At 65.1% G+C, this 16,821-nt stretch carries 16 protein-coding genes; 13 read left to right on the top strand and 3 right to left on the bottom strand.

Going from position 1 to position 16,821, the window contains the following annotated elements; translation table 11 throughout:
* Positions 1-48: 48 nt before the first annotated feature.
* On the bottom strand, positions 49-498 hold the full coding sequence (gene cynS / locus ACQR3T_RS17550) for a cyanase (protein WP_428694304.1): 450 nt from the start codon (positions 496-498) through the stop codon (positions 49-51).
* 237 nt (positions 499-735) lie between these two features.
* Between cynS and ACQR3T_RS17545 the strand changes: the two genes are divergently transcribed.
* The gene (locus ACQR3T_RS17545) at positions 736-1,650 is read left to right on the top strand and encodes an aldo/keto reductase (RefSeq protein ID WP_428694303.1); all 915 of its coding nucleotides are present in this window, start codon (positions 736-738) and stop codon (positions 1,648-1,650) included.
* Between the two features lie 58 nt (positions 1,651-1,708).
* On the opposite strand, the gene ACQR3T_RS17540 is transcribed toward ACQR3T_RS17545, so the two are convergent.
* Positions 1,709-2,572 (bottom strand): class I SAM-dependent methyltransferase, encoded by an 864-nt coding sequence (locus tag ACQR3T_RS17540; protein WP_428694302.1) that lies wholly within the window; start codon positions 2,570-2,572, stop codon positions 1,709-1,711.
* Positions 2,573-2,632: 60 nt separating this feature from the next.
* Here ACQR3T_RS17540 and ACQR3T_RS17535 point away from each other — a divergent pair, with 60 nt between their 5' ends.
* Positions 2,633-3,445, top strand: a complete 813-nt coding sequence (locus tag ACQR3T_RS17535) for a class I SAM-dependent methyltransferase (RefSeq protein ID WP_428694301.1) — start codon at positions 2,633-2,635, stop codon at positions 3,443-3,445.
* Entirely contained in the window at positions 3,442-4,440 is a 999-nt protein-coding gene (locus ACQR3T_RS17530; protein ID WP_428694300.1) for a phytanoyl-CoA dioxygenase family protein, read from the top strand. Before ACQR3T_RS17535 ends, ACQR3T_RS17530 begins: the two co-directional genes overlap by 4 nt.
* Positions 4,441-4,681: 241 nt before the next feature.
* Here the strand turns inward: ACQR3T_RS17530 and ACQR3T_RS17525 are convergent, their stop codons facing one another.
* Positions 4,682-4,978 (bottom strand): putative quinol monooxygenase, encoded by a 297-nt coding sequence (locus ACQR3T_RS17525; protein ID WP_032376247.1) that lies wholly within the window; start codon positions 4,976-4,978, stop codon positions 4,682-4,684.
* Positions 4,979-5,579: 601 nt separating this feature from the next.
* Here ACQR3T_RS17525 and dnaK point away from each other — a divergent pair.
* The 10 genes from dnaK (at position 5,580) to ACQR3T_RS17475 (ending at position 16,794) form a co-directional block, all read left to right on the top strand.
* Positions 5,580-7,460, top strand: a complete 1,881-nt coding sequence (gene dnaK / locus ACQR3T_RS17520; RefSeq protein ID WP_428694299.1) for a molecular chaperone DnaK — start codon at positions 5,580-5,582, stop codon at positions 7,458-7,460.
* A gap of 8 nt (positions 7,461-7,468) precedes the next feature.
* Positions 7,469-7,993 (top strand): nucleotide exchange factor GrpE, encoded by a 525-nt coding sequence (locus ACQR3T_RS17515; RefSeq protein WP_428694298.1) that lies wholly within the window; start codon positions 7,469-7,471, stop codon positions 7,991-7,993.
* Between the two features lie 6 nt (positions 7,994-7,999).
* On the top strand, positions 8,000-8,929 hold the full coding sequence (locus tag ACQR3T_RS17510; RefSeq protein ID WP_428694297.1) for a DnaJ C-terminal domain-containing protein: 930 nt from the start codon (positions 8,000-8,002) through the stop codon (positions 8,927-8,929).
* Positions 8,926-9,255: a chaperone modulator CbpM gene (locus tag ACQR3T_RS17505; RefSeq protein WP_428694296.1), complete on the top strand. Its 330-nt coding sequence runs from the start codon at positions 8,926-8,928 to the stop codon at positions 9,253-9,255. The genes ACQR3T_RS17510 and ACQR3T_RS17505 overlap by 4 nt, the downstream gene beginning before the upstream one ends.
* On the top strand, positions 9,237-11,870 hold the full coding sequence (gene clpB / locus ACQR3T_RS17500; RefSeq protein WP_428694295.1) for an ATP-dependent chaperone ClpB: 2,634 nt from the start codon (positions 9,237-9,239) through the stop codon (positions 11,868-11,870). Before ACQR3T_RS17505 ends, clpB begins: the two co-directional genes overlap by 19 nt.
* Before the next feature lie 14 nt (positions 11,871-11,884).
* On the top strand, positions 11,885-12,337 hold the full coding sequence (trxA, locus tag ACQR3T_RS17495; protein WP_045196849.1) for a thioredoxin: 453 nt from the start codon (positions 11,885-11,887) through the stop codon (positions 12,335-12,337).
* Positions 12,334-12,600 (top strand): ubiquitin carboxyl-terminal hydrolase 14, encoded by a 267-nt coding sequence (locus tag ACQR3T_RS17490; protein WP_080730410.1) that lies wholly within the window; start codon positions 12,334-12,336, stop codon positions 12,598-12,600. Before trxA ends, ACQR3T_RS17490 begins: the two co-directional genes overlap by 4 nt.
* The gene (locus ACQR3T_RS17485) at positions 12,578-14,278 is read left to right on the top strand and encodes an FAD-dependent oxidoreductase (RefSeq protein ID WP_428694294.1); all 1,701 of its coding nucleotides are present in this window, start codon (positions 12,578-12,580) and stop codon (positions 14,276-14,278) included. The genes ACQR3T_RS17490 and ACQR3T_RS17485 overlap by 23 nt, the downstream gene beginning before the upstream one ends.
* A 63-nt stretch (positions 14,279-14,341) precedes the next feature.
* The gene (locus tag ACQR3T_RS17480) at positions 14,342-15,601 is read left to right on the top strand and encodes an esterase/lipase family protein (protein WP_428694293.1); all 1,260 of its coding nucleotides are present in this window, start codon (positions 14,342-14,344) and stop codon (positions 15,599-15,601) included.
* Between the two features lie 218 nt (positions 15,602-15,819).
* Positions 15,820-16,794 (top strand): iron-siderophore ABC transporter substrate-binding protein, encoded by a 975-nt coding sequence (locus ACQR3T_RS17475; protein WP_428694292.1) that lies wholly within the window; start codon positions 15,820-15,822, stop codon positions 16,792-16,794.
* Positions 16,795-16,821: the final 27 nt, after the last annotated feature.

Genomic DNA, 16,821 nt, shown 5'->3' with positions numbered 1-16,821 from the left:
AAAAGACGGGCCGAACGACAGACGGCCGAGTTCCGCAGCACGCCAGGTCTACTCGGTCCATCGATAGTCGAGGAACTTCCCGTCGAACGTCACCACGACACGATCTCCGTCATCGTGCGGGCGACGTTCGATGTTCATCGTGAAGTTGATGGCACTCATGATGCCGTCGCCGAACTCCTCCGCGATCAGTTCTTTGAGCGCCGGGCCGTACACCTCCAGCGCCTCGTGGAATCGGTAGACCGTGGGGTCCGAGGAGATATCGAGCGACCCGCGATAGGGGGCAAGGGTCAGCTCGAACAACGAGCCTTCGGGCATGTTCAACTTCTCTGCGAGAACATCGGCCTGAGCGACGCTCAGCGGATGCTGGCCGTACAGTGCCGACACCGTCCATGCCACCGGCATGTCGATGGCCTCGGCCAAGCCGGCCCAACTGAATCCGGCACGTGCGCGTGCAAGTCGAATCTCCTTGATCAAAGGCTTGTCTTCGAAACCGGTCACGAGTTCTCTCCTACGTAGTCGTTCTGCACGCTCGGCCTCTCGAGACCACGCGCCTGGCTGCCCGACGTCCCAGTCTCAGCCGAGAACTTCTGGCACGCAACATGTGGTCTCGATATCTCCGGCGCTGTCCGATGTGTGTCGAGCCGCATCGAGACTTCGGTCGACATGCATGCTGGTATCCATATCCGTGGATCTTGTGCACCTTCACCGCTCGGACACAACGAAAGTACTGACGACATGACGCAACTCGGTCTCGGCCTTGCCGCACTCGGACGCCCCGAGTACCTGACGGTGGGGCACTCGGCTTCGATAGAGGGACGTTTCGATCCGGCCGCCCTCGAGCAGCTGTGCCACGCGGTACTGGACGCCGCATGGGACCGCGGAGTTCGACACTTCGACGTCGCGCGCTCCTACGGGTTGGCCGAACGGTTCCTCGGCAGCTGGTTGTCTCGACAGCCGAATCGGCGTGCCGACCTCGTGATCGGCTCCAAGTGGGGATACGCCTACGTTGCCGATTTCCAGCAGGGAGCCGAGATTCATGAGGTGAAGGAACACTCGGTTGCCCGTTTGGCAGAGCAGTGGCCGCAGACCCTCCACGAACTCGGCGGTGCGCCCGACCATTACTTGATCCACAGCGTCACCCCGGACAGCCCTGCTTTGAGCGACGGTGCACTGCTCGACGAGCTGCGGGCCGTGGCCGACAGCGGTACCCGAATCGGCATCAGCACGAGCGGGCCACACCAAGCCGACGTCGTTCACGCAGCGCTCGAGACAGGGGTCTTCAGCTCGGTGCAGTCGACGTGGAACCCACTCGAGCCGTCTGCCGGTCCCGCACTGGCACGCGCACACGACGCCGGCTGGTTCGTCGTCGTCAAAGAAGCAATGGCCAATGGCCGACTCGTGGCCGAAGATTCAGCACTCGGCCGGGTCACGGATTCGGCCGGCATCGGCCGCGATGCACTCGCGCTGGCGATCGCACTCGCGCAACCGTGGGCCGATGTGGTGCTGTCCGGCGCGGCCACCGTTACCCAACTCGAGCAGAATGTTGCCGCACTCTCCGTCGACCGCGAGCTGATCGTGGCGGCCGGCCTGAACAGCGCAGAGAATCCAGAGCGCTACTGGAACAACCGTTCTCACCTACCGTGGACGTGACCGCCGATTCCACCATGCTGCGTTGCCGGGCATGCTCGGGTCGATCTGGCGGGCCCTCTCATCGACGCGTCGCGGCGAACACGTCGACCGGATGTGGCACCCGGGGCCTGCCATCGGAACCGGGCACCGAAACCGCATCCAGGTAGGCCCGTACCGGCCCGCGCAGATCTGGCGTCAGCCGGGCCTGTACGGAGAAGTCGAGCACCTCGTCGCTCGCGGAAGAGAGGTCGATCTGCGCGTCCAGAGCGACCACGTCGTCGAGAAAGATCCCGGCGTCGACGAAGGCACTCTCGACGTCTGCGCTGAACCACTGTCGGTGGCCCTGCAGCGGCGGGGCGAGAACGCCGACCAACGCGTTGAGTGCAGCCGTCGGCGCAATGGCCACCCAGAGCTCGCCGCCGGGTCGCAGCAAGCCGAGCGCGGCACGCAGCGTCGCGCCCAGGTCGGGGACGTAATACATCGAGTGCACGAACATCACGACATCGAAGGTTTCGGCCACCGCGGAGTCACCGAACGACGCGACGTACGCGTCGGAGCTGAGCTCGTCCGCCTCGAGCGCGGACATTGTGGCGGAGAAGCGCTCCGCGCTTCCGACCCAGGGGTCGACGCCGACGTACCGCACCGGTCGGCCGGGTACCCCCTGTATCAGCCCCGCGGCGAGCCGGGCGTCCAGCGAGCCGTCACCGCACCCCACCGACAGCACCGAGACCGGTCCGTCCCCGATCGCTGCCAGCCGGTCGGCGAAGTGCTCGGCGATCAGGCCGCGCTGGTCGGAGAGGCGCTCGAAGGCGGCATGCTCGCGTGCGTAGGACTCGGGCTCGAGGCCGGCCAAGGCCGGAGCACCACGCCGTGCCGCTCGCACACCGTCCAGAAGGACGGCCGCGATGTCGGTCGGAAGATTCAGAGCTATGTTGGACGTCACAGTGAGTCCATCATGACGCACCCACCCGGTGCTTTGCGGTCGGCTTCCAGAAGGAGTGGCATGAGCAGCGGAGATACAGCCGAACGCAGTCTCGAGCATTGGAGCGAAGCCGGTCGCACGGGTATGGAGGCGTTCTATGCCCTGGCCACCGAGGACTACCACCAGCTGGCCCTGGCCGCCGACTGGCCCGCACTGCTCGCCGCCCACGCGCACGACGGCTGGTCGCTGCTCGACGTAGCCTGCGGCAGCGGCAAGTTCCCGACCGCATTGCGCCGATACACCGATCTGTCCGCGGTACCCGAGGTGGCCTACGACCTGCTCGACCCGTCTGCGTTCTCTGTCGCCGAGGCGCGTGGGGCGCTCGGTGCGCCGTTCGTGGCTCGACACGACCTGGTGATGACGCTGCAGGACCTGCCCGCCGACCACACCGGCTACGACGTCGTATGGGCCACCCACGCCCTCTACGCACTTCCTCCGGCCGAGCTCGACGCCGCCGCCGAGCGGTTCATGGCTGCGCTGGCCCCCGGCGGTCTCGGACTCGTCGCGCAAGCCACCGAAGCGTCCCACTACATCGCGTTCTACGACGCCTTCCGCGCAGGCGTCCGCGAAGCGACGCCGTACACAACGGCCGAGCAGGTGCGCGACGCGCTGATACGCGCCGGTGCGGACGTGCGCGACCAACGCGTCACCTACACAACCTCGACATCCGATCGCCTTGTCGCCGAGGGCTTTCTGCAGCGCTGCGCCTTCGACGACTCCGTGTCACTGGAGGAGATGGAGGCGGCACCGGTGTTGGGTGACTACCTTGCCTCCTGTCGCGACGCGTCCGGTGCCTACACCTTTTCGCACGAGGCGGCCCTGTTGTGGCTATGAACGAACCTGTTGTGGCTCTGAACCCGATGACCAATGAGCTTCTCCCAGAACAGAATCGCGACGGAGGTATCGATCAGGACTGGGCAGGTGACGATCAGGACTGGTGGGACTGGTACGTCACGCTGGCCGCCAACGACACGATGCCGACCGAGCTGGTCGACGGTCCCGGTCTACCGGACGTCGAGGCGGCGACGGACGCGCAGGTCGAACGTGAGCTTGCCGAGCCGTACAACCTCGACCCTGCTGCCGTCGAGTCCTTCGCGCGAGAAGCCTTCGTGCGGCTGCCCGCTGTATTCTCGCCGGCCGTCGTACGTCGCCTGGCGGAGCGCCTCGAGGAGCTGCTGCGAGCCGAGCACGGCGACGACGTCGCAGGCCGATTCACCGCGCTGGAACAGATGTGGCTCCATGACGACCTGATGCGCGCCGTGGCGCTGTCTCCCCGAATCGGGGGCGTGGCAGCGGCTTTGCTCGACGAACCGGCCGTCCGGCTCTATCACGACAACGCGCTGTCCAAGGAACCCGGTTGCGGACGCACACCGTGGCACCACGACGCGGAGCATTTTCCGCTGCAGACCACCCAGGCGGTCACTGCATGGATGCCGATGTCGGCGATCCCCGGCCGAATGGGTCCGCTGTCGTTCGCTCGCGGCCGAAAGGTACTGGACGAGGTTGCGGACTTGGAGTTCGACAAGGTCGGCACGTCGTACGACGAGGCCGTCGCGCAGCGCTTCGTCGAGCGTGACGTCGCGGTGCAGTCGGAGCCGTTCGCAGTGGGCGACGTGTCGTTTCATTCCGCGCTGTGCTTCCACACCGCGGGGCCCAACCTCACCACGCAGCCCCGCCGAGCGCTGGCCACCACCTACTTCGCCGACGGGGCTCGAGTCGTGGAGTCGCCGACGCTGATCAGCGGAACGTGGCGCGAATTCCTTCCCGGTGTCGAGCCCGGCGGCCTCGCGGCCTCCGAACTGAACCCTGTGGTCGGCCGCCGAGACTGAGCCGACGGTACTCGCGCCGAGACCCGGTCGTGCCCACCCCTATCGGCGCGTCACAGCGCCGGAGTCCGCGAACCGATCGACGAACGATACGCACCTCCCAGAATCACCGGAATGCAACAGGAACAACCGATCTCACTCAGCGTGGACATGTTGTCGGCACACACCCGGGCGGACAACCGAAGCGGGCCAACAATTCAGGACGACAGTCGGGCTCGCAGGTGAGCGAAGTGTGCAGTCCAGGTCAGAGCTTCTCGGCGAGTACATCGAGGTAGCTTATTTCGGGCGGCGAGGCGAAGAGTTCGTCCGCCCGTTCGCCGAGAGCCTGGCCGACCGGTCCGTTGAGATGCGTTTCACGGGCGGCGTCGTCCGGGAAAGCATCGACGATGCCGAACGTCGATGGGCCGAACCGTACCGCCAACCAGGGTCGAGTGCCGGGCTCCTGTTCGACGAGCGGTTGGGCCGACCGGAGAAACTCCTCGACTGCATCTTCCTTGCCGGGCTTGGCTTCGAGTCGGACCAGCAGTGCCTTGGTGACCATGACGATTCTCCTGTTCGAGGTGGTGGACACGGCCAAGCATCACACCTCGGACCGGCAAAGGGAAGGGCCTGCAGTCCGCGCGCAAGAGCGAATTTGGTTTTACCCCTGGTAATCTCGCAGCCGAGAGAGGAGACTCGACCGGTAGAGGGAATAGACACGCCAGGTGCAGCGCCGGCCGAATTTCGGTCACGTCGCGAAACATGTTGATGTGCCAACGTTTTGGGTTACCGGTCAGTTCAGCGTGCTGCTGCGAACTGCCCACACCGCGTATCGGCTCGAACATCACGATCTGTTTGCACGGATACAAATGTATCGAACGCCCGACACTCGCCGACGACGACAGTCGCGACCAAGGATTCATGCGGTCGACCTCCGTTGCACGGTGAATAATGCTGTCTAACAGCCACATTCGCTCTCATTCAATTATTTTGCGCTGCGGGTGCGTCGGCCACCTTCTCGACCTGCATTTCCCAACAGGCGTGCCGATCTCGACTCGTACCAGCCAGTACAACCACCTCACTACGAAGTCTTCGCCGATGTCGGGGTAACGGACGACGCTGTCCACATGCTCACCGGCCGGACCGATCGAAAGGAACGAGTCATGGCGACTGCTGTGGGTATAGACCTGGGCACCACCAACTCCGTCATCGCCAGCTGGCAAGGCGGCGAGCCGGTGGTGATCTCCAATATCGAGGGAGCGCGGACGACGCCGTCGGTGGTGGCCTTCACCGAGAGCGGAGAACGGCTGGTGGGTCAGCTTGCCCGACGGCAGGCGATCTTGAATCCGAAGGGCACGATCTACTCGGCGAAACGCTTCATCGGACGCCACTACGACGAGATCTCCGATGAGGCAAGAGCGGTCAGCTTCGACATCGTGTCCGGTGACAGCGGCGAGGCCCGAATCGATGTGCGGGGCAAGAAGTATGCACCGGAGGAGATCAGTGCCCTCGTACTGCGCAAGCTCGTCGACGACGCGAGCAAGTTTCTCGGCGAGAAGGTCAAGGAAGCGGTCATCACAGTTCCGGCGTACTTCAACGACGCGCAGCGCAACGCCACCAAGGACGCCGGCCGCATCGCGGGCCTCGAAGTCCTGCGGATCATCAACGAGCCGACCGCTGCGGCGCTGGCGTACGGCATGGACAAGCAGGTCCACGAAACCGTACTGGTCTTCGACCTCGGCGGCGGCACCTTCGATGTGAGCTTGCTCGACGTCGGCGAGGGTGTCGTCGAGGTTCGGTCGACGGCCGGCGACTCTCACCTGGGCGGGGACGACTTCGATCGACGCCTGGTGGACTACCTCGCCGACGACTTCCAGCAGGTGGAGAACATCGATCTGCGCAAGGACGCACAGGCGTTGCAGCGCCTTTTCGAGGCCGCAGAGAAGGCCAAGGTCGAGTTGTCCTCGGTGACCCAGGCCCAGGTCAACCTGCCGTTCGTCACCGCCGATTCGGACGGTCCCAAGCACCTCACGACCACCGTCATGCGATCGAAGTTCGAGGATCTGACGGCGGATCTCGTGGAGCGCTGCCTCGACCCGGTGAAGCAGGCAATGAGTGATGCCAAGGTCACCGCCAACGACATAGACGAAGTGATTCTGGTAGGTGGTTCGACGCGCATCCCGGCGGTGCAAGCCCTGGTTCGCCGGCTCACCGGCGGCAAGGACCCCCACATGGGCGTCAATCCGGACGAAGTCGTGGCTCTCGGCGCGGCGGTTCAAGCCGGCGTGCTCAAAGGCGAGGTCTCCGACGTGCTGCTGCTCGACGTCACCCCGTTGTCTCTCGGCGTCGAGACACAGGGCGGGGTGATGACCAAGATCATCGAGCGCAACACGACCATCCCGGCCCGCCGCAGCGAAGTGTTCTCCACCGCGGAGGACGAGCAGTCCGCCGTGGATGTCGTTGTGCTGCAGGGCGAACGCGAGCGGGCCGCCGACAACCGTTCGCTCGGACGTTTCCGTCTGGAAGACATCCGGCCCGCACCGCGCGGCGACGCCCAGGTCGAGGTCACGTTCGATATCGACGCCAACGGCATCCTCAATGTCACGGCCAGGGACAAGGACACCGGCAAGGAACAGAGCATCACGATCAGTGAGCAGAGCAATCTGGACCCGAGCGAGGTCGAACGCATGCTGGCCGAGGCCGAACGGAATCGGGGCGAGGACGAGGCGCTGCGCAAAGCTGTCGACGCGCGCAACGAACTCGATTCCGTTGCGTATCAGGTGGAACGGCGACTCGCCGAACTCGGCGACAGCGCGCCACCGCACGACAGGGCACGGGCCGAGATGCTGATCGCCGATGCCAGAAAGGCCGTGAAGGACGGCGCTTCGCCTGCAGATGTACAACCACTCGCCTCCGAGCTCCAACAGCTCCTCTACGGGCTCGTGCCGGTACAGGACGGCGGTGACGGACGTCAGGTCGGTGGTGCGGACGCGGCCTCGACCGATGACGACGACGTGATCGACGCCGAATTCGATCGAAGTTGAGGCACGAGATGGAAAGGGCTGCAGATCATTCGACACCCGAACCAGCGGCCGACGTCACGGAAGGAGATCGAACCGAGACGGTACCGCATCACGCCGCCACGAGTGCCGAGGAGGCTCGACTCGACGACCGCTGGCGCAGAGCCCTTGCCGATCTGGACAACTTGCGCAAGCGGTATGCCAAGGACCTGGAGCGAGAACGGGCCGCGGAGGTGACGAGGGTGTCCGCGGCGTGGCTGCCGGTACTGGACAATCTGGAACTTGCGTTGGCACATGCGGACAGCGATTCGCAGACCGTTGTCGACGGCGTCAAGGCGATCCGCGATCAGGCGGTGCAGGTGCTGTCACGGTTCGGTTTCGAGCGTCACGACGAGGTCGGAGTTCCGTTCTCCCCACAATTGCACGAAGTGGTCAGCGTGGTGGTCCGGCCCGACCTTCCGTCCGGGACCGTGATCGACGTCGTCCGTCCGGGTTACGGAGAGGCCGGACGGCAACTGCGGCCGGCGTCGGTGGTCGTCAGCCACCCCGAGGGGTGAGCACCGATGGCGCGTGACCACTACGAATCGCTCGGAGTCCCGCGGGGTGCGACCACCGACGAGATCCAGCAGGCCTACCGCAAGCTGGCTCGCAAGTATCACCCCGACGTGAACAAGGACCCCACTGCGGAAGACACGTTCAAGGAGATGAACGAGGCATACCAGGTGTTGTCCGACCCGGACACCCGGAAACGCTACGACCGGTTCGGTGCCGACTTTCGGCGTGTCCCCGAGGATTACGACGAACGGACCCGCACCAACTCGAGTGGGTACGGCGGTGGCGGGAACAGCGGCGGAGGATACGACCGCGGGAGCAGACGCGTGCACTTCGGTTCCGGTGGCGACGGTGGCGTCGATCTCGACGACCTCTTCGGGCAAATGTTCGGCGGCGGTGGCGGGTACGGGCCGATTCCCGGTGCCGATCAGGAAGCGGAACTGGCCTTGACGGTCGAGGAGGCGTACCGGGGCGGCACACGCACGCTCGGACTGGACGGACGGCAGTACGACGTCGACATTCCGGCCGGGGTCGTGGACGGCCAGCGAATTCGGTTGGCCGGGCAAGGCGGACGGAGCAACGGCGGCGCGCCGCCAGGGGATCTGTACCTCGTGGTACGGATCGAGCCACATTCCCGGTTCCGAGTACAGGGCCGAGACATTCACGTTGACCTCCCGGTATCGCCATGGGAGGCGGTCCTCGGGGCGACCGTCGCCGTTCCCACCCCGGGTGGCGAGGCGAAAGTCAAAGTGGCTCCGGGCTCGTCGACTGGAAGGAAGCTGCGACTGCGCGGCGAAGGAATGCCGAATCCACGTGGCACCAACGGCAACCTGTACGCCGAGATCAAGGTGATGGTGCCGTCGAAACCGACAGCACGCGAACGCGCACTGTTCGAGCAGTTGGCCGCAGAATCGAACTTCGATCCGAGGACAAGGATATGAGCGACCCGAACCCGGTGGTCCGGTACGTACTGGTTCGACGCACCGAATTGTCGACCGACGCCTTCGCCGAACGTACGGGGCTGCATCCGGAGCTTGCACGGAAGCTCGTGGCCCTCGGTCTGCTCGACGCCGACCGCGTCGTAGGTGGCGAAATGTTCTTCGCGCCAACCGAAGTGGCCCATGCTGCCCGCATTCGACGACTGCGGACCGGTCTCGGCCTGAACTACTCGGCAATTGGGCTCGTGCTCGACCTGCTGGAACGAATCGAGACACTCGAAGTATCTTCCCGCAGAAGGAGGACAACCACATGGACATCAGCAACCTGACCGAGAAGTCGCGCGAAGCGCTGCAGGAGGCCCAGAGCCTTGCGACCAGAATGGGTCACACCGAGGTCGACGGAGAGCACCTACTGCTCGCGTTGGTCGGTCAGCAGGATGGGTTGGTGCCCCGATTGCTCGAGCAGGCCGGTGCCGAGGTCGATGCCCTGCAATCCGATCTGGAACGTGAACTCTCGCGAAGGCCCAAGGTCAGCGGACCCGGTGCCGGGACCGGTCAGGTGGCGATCACCCGACGCTTGTCCGTGCTCCTCGACGCCGCCGAGCGAGAGGCGAAGCGGCTCAAGGATTCCTACGTGTCGGTGGAGCATCTCCTGATGGGCCTCGCCGAAGAGGGTTCGGCCACTGCGGCAGGGCGAGTACTCGCCCGTCATGGAATCACCAGGGACTCCTTCCTCACAGCGCTGACGAAGGTGCGCGGCAATCAACGCGTCACCTCGGCCAGCCCGGAAGGTGCGTACGACGCGCTGGAGAAGTACGGACGCGACCTGGTCGCCGAGGGGCGGGCGGGCAAACTCGATCCGGTGATCGGACGAGACGCCGAAATCCGCAGGGTCACGCAGATCCTGAGCCGCAAGACCAAGAACAATCCGGTTCTGATCGGCGACCCCGGCGTCGGGAAGACCGCGATCGTCGAGGGCCTTGCCCAGCGGATCGTCCGCGGCGACGTTCCGGAAGGCCTGCGCGACAGAACGATCTTCTCACTCGACATGGGTTCCCTGGTGGCCGGCGCGAAGTACCGCGGGGAATTCGAGGAGCGTCTGCAGGCGGTGCTGGCCGAGGTGAAGGCAGCCGACGGGCGGATTCTGTTGTTCGTCGACGAATTGCATACCGTGGTCGGTGCGGGATCAGTGGGCGGTGAGGGGTCTCTCGACGCCGGCAACATGCTCAAGCCGATGCTCGCCCGAGGCGAGCTGCACATGATCGGTGCCACCACGCTCGACGAGTATCGCAAGCACATCGAATCCGATGCGGCACTGGAGCGACGGTTCCAGACCGTCCTCGTCGACGAGCCGAGCGCCGAGGATGCCATCTCGATCCTGCGCGGACTCCGCGAACGCCTCGAGGTGTTTCACGGCGTCAAGATTCAGGACGGCGCTCTCGTCGCTGCCGTCACCCTCTCGCACCGCTACATCACCGACCGCTTTCTCCCGGACAAGGCCATCGATCTGGTCGACGAGGCGTGCGCTCGGTTGCGCACCGAAATCGATTCGATGCCGGCCGAACTCGACGAACTCACCCGGAAGGTGACCCGGCTCGAGATCGAAGATGCCGCGCTGTCCAAAGAGACCGACAGCGCGAGCAAGGCACGTCTCGACGAGCTGCGCAAGGAGCTGGCCGACCTGCGGGCCGAGGCCGATGCCCGGCACGCTCAGTGGGAGGCGGAGCGACAGGCGATCCGCCGGGTGCAAGAGCTACGGAGCGAGCTCGAGCGCTTGCGCCACGAGGCCGAGGAGGCGGAGCGCGCCTACGAGCTCAATCGGGCCGCCGAGTTGCGCTACGGCGAGATCGTCGAGCTCGAACGCAGGCTCGAGTCGGCAGAGGAGCAGCTGGTCACCAGACAAGGCCGGAGCCCGCTGTTGCGCGAAGTGGTCACCGAGGACGAGATCGCCGAAATCGTGGCTGCGTGGACTTCGATCCCGGTCGCCCGACTGCAGGAAGGCGAGCGACAGAAGTTGTTGCAGCTCGACGAGATTCTGCACGAGAGGGTCGTCGGTCAGGACGAGGCGGTGCAGCTGGTCGCGGACGCGGTGATCCGGGCGAGGTCCGGCATCCGTGATCCACGCCGGCCGATCGGGTCGTTCATCTTTCTGGGCCCGACGGGCGTGGGAAAGACCGAGCTCGCAAAAACATTGGCCGGTGCTCTCTTCGACAGCGAAGACAACATGGTGCGCCTGGACATGAGCGAGTACCAGGAGCGGCACACGGTGAGCCGGCTCATCGGGGCACCTCCCGGATACGTGGGGTACGACGAGGGCGGACAGCTCACCGAGGCGGTGCGCCGAAAGCCGTACTCGGTAGTGCTTTTCGACGAGATCGAGAAGGCGCACGCAGATGTGTTCAATACCCTGCTACAGGTGCTCGACGACGGGCGGATCACCGATTCACAAGGCAGGCAGGTCGATTTCAGGAACACGGTGATCATCATGACCTCCAACATCGGTTCCCAGCATCTTCTCGAAGGAGTCACACCCGACGGCGAGATCGAGCCGAACGCCCGCGAGCGGGTTCTCGCGGAACTGCGTGGGCATTTCCGTCCCGAGTTCCTCAACCGGGTCGACGACATCGTGCTGTTCACCCCACTCACCCTGCCCCAGATCGAGCACATCGTCGGGTTGCAGCTCGCCGATCTTCGAAACCGGTTGTCGGAGCGCAGGATCGATCTGGACATCACCCCGGACGCGCGCAGGCTCGTCGCCGAACGCGGATTCGACCCGGTCTACGGTGCACGGCCATTGCGTCGGTACATCGCCCACGAGGTCGAGACCAAGATCGGTCGCGCGCTACTGCGAGGGGACATCGAACCAGGCGGCACCATCGCCGTCACGGTGGTCGACGGAGAACTCGTCGTCGCGTATGCGGAACCCGCCGTCGCGGCGGCCTGAGAGGAGATGTCGCCATGGAATCGGACAAGGTGAAGTGCGCGCACTGCGGCAAGGTCAACAGGGTGCCTGCCGCAGCGGACGGGACACCCCGGTGCGGGAACTGCCACGAGCCGCTGCCGTGGATCGCCGCAGCACGGGACGAGGACTTCGCGGAGATCGCCGAACACCCCTCGGTGCCCGTACTCGTCGATCTCTGGGCGACCTGGTGCGGACCGTGCCGCATGGTCAGCCCGGCGCTCGAACAGCTCGCCGGAGAACGCGCGGGCCGGATCAAGCTGGTCAAGGTCGACGTGGATGCCGCACCCCTGACGTCCGAACGATTCACCGTCAGGGCCGTGCCGACCCTGCTGGTGATGGATCGGGGTGAGGTCCTCGCTCGGCAGGCCGGTGCAGCCCCGGTACCCCAGCTACGCGCATGGCTCGATCGAGCGCTTTCGGAGAATGCGGGCAAGGAGGCGACATCATGACTTTCGTGCCAGTGGACCCGCACGTCGATGCAATCCGGTCCGTGGTGCCCAGAACCCCGCAGGGCTGCGAAGAATGCCTCCGTCTCGGGACCCCGTGGGTGCACCTGAGGCTGTGCCTGACATGCGGGCACGTCGGGTGTTGCGACTCCTCGCCGGGCAAACACGCGAGCGCGCACGCACATGTCGTCGGCCATCCGATCGTTCGGTCGATGGAGCCCGGAGAAACTTGGAGGTGGTGTTATGTCGACCGAAATCTCGTCTGAGGACGCCGGTCCAGCCGTCGTCGACGAGACCACGGACGAGCAGGGCGCGTTCCCGCGGCTGACGGACGATCAGGTCGCAGTGCTCGAGGTCGGTGGCACACGTCGATCGGTTCGTACCGGAGAAGTGCTGATACGCGAGGGTGCGCCCAGCAACGACTTCTTCGTCGTTCTGTCCGGCAAGGTCGCCGTTCTCGACGAGGGTGACCGGGACGGTGAACGTCGGATACTTCGCGTGCACGGACCCGGCCGCTTCTTGGGTGAGCTCGGACTGCTCGAAGGTCAGGTGGCGTTCTACACCGCCGAAGCGATCGAAGACGGCGAGCTGCTCGTCACTCCCGCCGAGCGGGTGCGCGAACTGGTTGCCCATGATCCAGTGCTGAGCGATCTGATCCTGCGGGCTTACCTGCTGCGTCGGCACCTGCTGATCGGGCTCGGCTCGGGGTTCCGGATCATCGGGTCCTGCTATTCACCGGACACGTTGCGGCTTCGAGAGTTCGCAATGCGAAATCGATTGCCTCACAAATGGATCGATCTGGAGCGGGACGAGCGGGCGGAGCAGCTGTTGCGCAGCCTGGACATCGCCCCCGAAGACGTTCCCGTCGTCATCTGGCACGGCGAGAAGGTACTGCGCAATCCGACGAACACAGAGCTCGCACGCATCGTCGGACTCTCCGTGCCGAACGCGGCCCAGGACGTGTTCGATCTCGTCGTCGTGGGTGCAGGACCGGCCGGACTGGCCGCATCCGTATACGGAGCGTCGGACGGGTTGAACACGGTGACACTGGAGACGATCGCCGCAGGGGGACAGGCCAGCACCTCCTCCCGAATCGAGAACTATCTGGGATTCCCGGCCGGAATCTCCGGATCCGAATTGGCCGAGCGGGCTGTGATCCAGGCCGACAAGTTCGGTGCCCGCATCCTGGTCTCGGCAGAGGTGACCGGATTGACGTCCGAAGCCGGGTACCACGTGCTCCGGCTCTCTGACGGCGGCACGGTTCGCGGCCGGTCCATCGTGCTCGCCACCGGCGCGCGGTACCGCAAGTTGACCGTTCCCGGTATCGCGGAACTGGAAGGCACGAGTGTGTACTACGCCGCCACTCATCAGGAAGCCCGCATGTGCGGGACCGATCCGGTAGCCATCGTCGGCGGCGGCAACTCCGCAGGCCAGGCGACAGTGTTTCTCGCCGAACATGTTTCGGACGTCCACTTGCTCATCCGCAATGACGATCTCGGAAAGAGCATGTCCCGTTACCTGGTCGACCAGATCGAACACCACCCGCACGTGACCGTGCATCGCCACACCGAGGTTCGCGCGGTCCGCGGCAAGAAATACCTCGACGAAGTCGTGGTCGAGAACAACCGCACGGGCGAACAGGACACGATCAGGGCGCACGCCCTGTTCGTGTTCATCGGAGCGACGCCTTACACGGGGTGGCTTGCCGACGCCATCGCACTCGACGAACACGGGTTCGTCGTCACCGGTACAGACGCAGCTCTCGCTCGTGGAGACGGTGCCCTGCAGATCGGAGCAGCGCTGTGCGGGACGCTCGAAACGAGCCGACCCGGCCTGTTCGCCGCGGGCGACGTCCGCAGCGGCTCGGTGAAGCGAGTCGCATCCGCAGTCGGTGAAGGAGCGATGTCGGTACGCCAGGTCCACGAGTATTTCGAGCGACGGTGACGTGGGAAAACCGGAGCCATCCCAGCCCTGACGGATCCAGTGGACACACGTACACTGAAAAGAGTGGGGAAGAGAACTCAGCGCACACAGGAGTTGGGTGAACTCGCAGAAATCGCGCTTCGCGAGCTGGCGTCGGCCGCGGGTGGTGTTCGCGCAGTTCACTCGGCTATTGCACGACGCACATTTGCCGCCGTGAAACTCGGCGTCGGGCCGGCTGTCTTACCGACACAGCTGATGCACGACGCGATCGCCGCCGGCACCTACGCGACCATCACAGCCGCCTGCACCCGCGCAGCCACAACAGTCGGTGCGCTGACCGGCAGTTCCGACGTGACCGGCGACGAGGTCACCGAGGACGATTCGCGGCCGTCGCCGTCGCACACCACCCGCGGCGCTCAGACCATCGCTGTCCTGCACGGTCTCATCGGTGACGACATGGAGCGCAGTTCCCGGGTCCTTGCCTACCCGCTGTCGATACGTGTCGACGGACGCCCGGTAGTTCCGAAGTACCGTGCTCTGGCCACGGCGTTTCCCGACGCCGGAGCGCACCTCGTGGTGTTCCTGCACGGGCTCGTGGAGACCGAATCGGCATGGCGGCTAGGTGGGCGACCCACGTACGGGGAGCGCCTGGACTCAGAAGCCGGAACAACCTCGATCTTTCTGCGCTACAACACGGGTCGTCGAATTGCCACCAACGGTGCCGACCTGTCGGACCTGCTCGAACAGCTCGTGCCGGCCTGGCCCGTCAGGGTTCACCGCATCACCCTGGTCGGTCATTCCATGGGCGGGCTGGTCTCGCGCAGCGCCGCACACCACGCTGCGGAAAACGGCCGCCGGTGGGTGGAGCTGTTGACGGACGTATTCACCCTGGGGACACCACATCTGGGTGCGCCGCTTGCGCGCGGCGTTCACGTCGCCACAGCAGCGCTGGCACTCACGCCCGAGACCCGTCCGTTCGCGAACCTGTTGGCGCGTCGAAGCGCCGGAGTCCGCGACCTGATTCACGGAGCGATCACCGAAGACGAGGGACATGCCAGCTACGCCGACGGATTCGACGTCGGAGCAGCCATGGACATCTCGGTTCCGGACGGGGTGCGGCATCATCACGCGTCCGCCGTCGTCACCGGAAACCCGCGACACCCCGTCGGGATATTCGTGGGCGACGGCCTCGTCCGCACCGACAGCGCCGGAGGTCGGAACAAGCTGCGTGACATAGGACTTCGGCCGGACGATGGTCTGGCGATCAACAGCGCACACCATTTCACGCTCCTCAACGACCAGAGGGTGTACGGCTGGATGCGACGCGCACTGGCATATCGATAGCCGCAGCCAAGCTTGCCACCGCGGCGCAACTCGAGCAGAATGTTGCCGCGCTTTCGATCGACCGCGGCAAACGCCGTGGACGTGATGCACTTCGGCGGCGACTGCACCCTCGCTGTTTCCGGCACTGCGGTGGACAAAATCGCGGGGAGGTCCTGGACACTGCACGACCTGATCGGCACTGCCCCACTCGAAGAACTCGGCCCCTACAATCGTCCGTTATGCGTAGGTTTTTCGGTGCCCTGACCGCGGTTGTCGTCGTATCTCTGTTGGGTTGCTCGTCGAGCGAGTCACCCGACCCCGTGCCACCGACGGGCGCGAACACGTCTGCCGAGTTCCCGGTCACGATCGAGGGGGCACTCGGTACGTCCGTGGTCGGCTCGGAGCCCACCCGTGTGGTCGCGCTGTCGTGGACCGACGCCGACATTCTGCTGTCGCTGGGAGTGACGCCGGTGGCCACCGCCCGAGCAACCGCCGCGTCGGGGTTCCAACCGTGGGCCGAGGCCGAGCTGGGCGATCAAGATGCCCCAGCGTTCCTCCAAGGAGCCAATGCCGACCTGTCGATCGAAGACGTGCTCGCCTACGAGCCAGACCTGATCGTCGGGACGAAGGCATTCGGACTCGACACCCGCTACGAACAGCTGTCGGCGATAGCGCCTGTTGTGCACTACGACAGCACACCCTCGGCAGAAACGTGGCAGGACGCCACCAGGTCGATCGCGGCCGCGCTCGGGCGCAGCGACGACGGTGAACGGGTTATCGCGGAGACCGACTCGACGATCTCCGCTGCGGCAGAGGCCAACCCCGAGCTGTCCGGTAAGACGTTCACGTTCTTCGTCGGTCCCACCAACGGCAGTGTCTACGTGGTCAATTCGACCGACGACGCCGGTGCACAATTTCTCGACTCTCTCGGTATGCGGCCCACCGACTACGCGACCGGGTTGCCGACCAGCTCCATTCCGGGGCGAGCGCAGATCACCTACGAGTACCTGGCGGACAACGACGCCGATCTCGTGATCGCGACGGGGCAACCCGCCGATCTCGACGCTTTCCGAACGCTCCCGGGTATTGCATCCCTGTCCGCAGTCGCGCGCGGGAATTACGTTCCACTCTCTCCGACCGAGGCTCAGTCGATCGCATTCCCATCGCCACTCAGCCTCGAGTGGGCGACCGACAACATCGTGCCGAAGTTCTGACACATTTCCCTCGACGAAACCCTGAAA

Origin of the sequence: Rhodococcus sp. IEGM1428 (assembly GCF_050321865.1) — a bacterium.
GTDB lineage: Bacteria > Actinomycetota > Actinomycetes > Mycobacteriales > Mycobacteriaceae > Rhodococcoides.
This window is presented reverse-complemented; position numbering and strand designations above follow the sequence as displayed.

Coding starts and splice junctions, on each gene's coding strand:
- ACQR3T_RS17535 (WP_428694301.1), top strand. CDS start 2,633: ATGAGCAGCGGAGATACAGCCGAACGCAGTCTCGAGCATTGGAGCGAA.
- ACQR3T_RS17525 (WP_032376247.1), bottom strand. CDS start 4,978: ATGGTCACCAAGGCACTGCTGGTCCGACTCGAAGCCAAGCCCGGCAAG.
- ACQR3T_RS17490 (WP_080730410.1), top strand. CDS start 12,334: ATGACTTTCGTGCCAGTGGACCCGCACGTCGATGCAATCCGGTCCGTG.
- ACQR3T_RS17505 (WP_428694296.1), top strand. CDS start 8,926: ATGAGCGACCCGAACCCGGTGGTCCGGTACGTACTGGTTCGACGCACC.
- ACQR3T_RS17485 (WP_428694294.1), top strand. CDS start 12,578: ATGTCGACCGAAATCTCGTCTGAGGACGCCGGTCCAGCCGTCGTCGAC.
- ACQR3T_RS17475 (WP_428694292.1), top strand. CDS start 15,820: ATGCGTAGGTTTTTCGGTGCCCTGACCGCGGTTGTCGTCGTATCTCTG.
- ACQR3T_RS17510 (WP_428694297.1), top strand. CDS start 8,000: ATGGCGCGTGACCACTACGAATCGCTCGGAGTCCCGCGGGGTGCGACC.
- ACQR3T_RS17545 (WP_428694303.1), top strand. CDS start 736: ATGACGCAACTCGGTCTCGGCCTTGCCGCACTCGGACGCCCCGAGTAC.
- dnaK (WP_428694299.1), top strand. CDS start 5,580: ATGGCGACTGCTGTGGGTATAGACCTGGGCACCACCAACTCCGTCATC.
- trxA (WP_045196849.1), top strand. CDS start 11,885: ATGGAATCGGACAAGGTGAAGTGCGCGCACTGCGGCAAGGTCAACAGG.
- ACQR3T_RS17515 (WP_428694298.1), top strand. CDS start 7,469: ATGGAAAGGGCTGCAGATCATTCGACACCCGAACCAGCGGCCGACGTC.
- ACQR3T_RS17530 (WP_428694300.1), top strand. CDS start 3,442: ATGAACGAACCTGTTGTGGCTCTGAACCCGATGACCAATGAGCTTCTC.
- clpB (WP_428694295.1), top strand. CDS start 9,237: ATGGACATCAGCAACCTGACCGAGAAGTCGCGCGAAGCGCTGCAGGAG.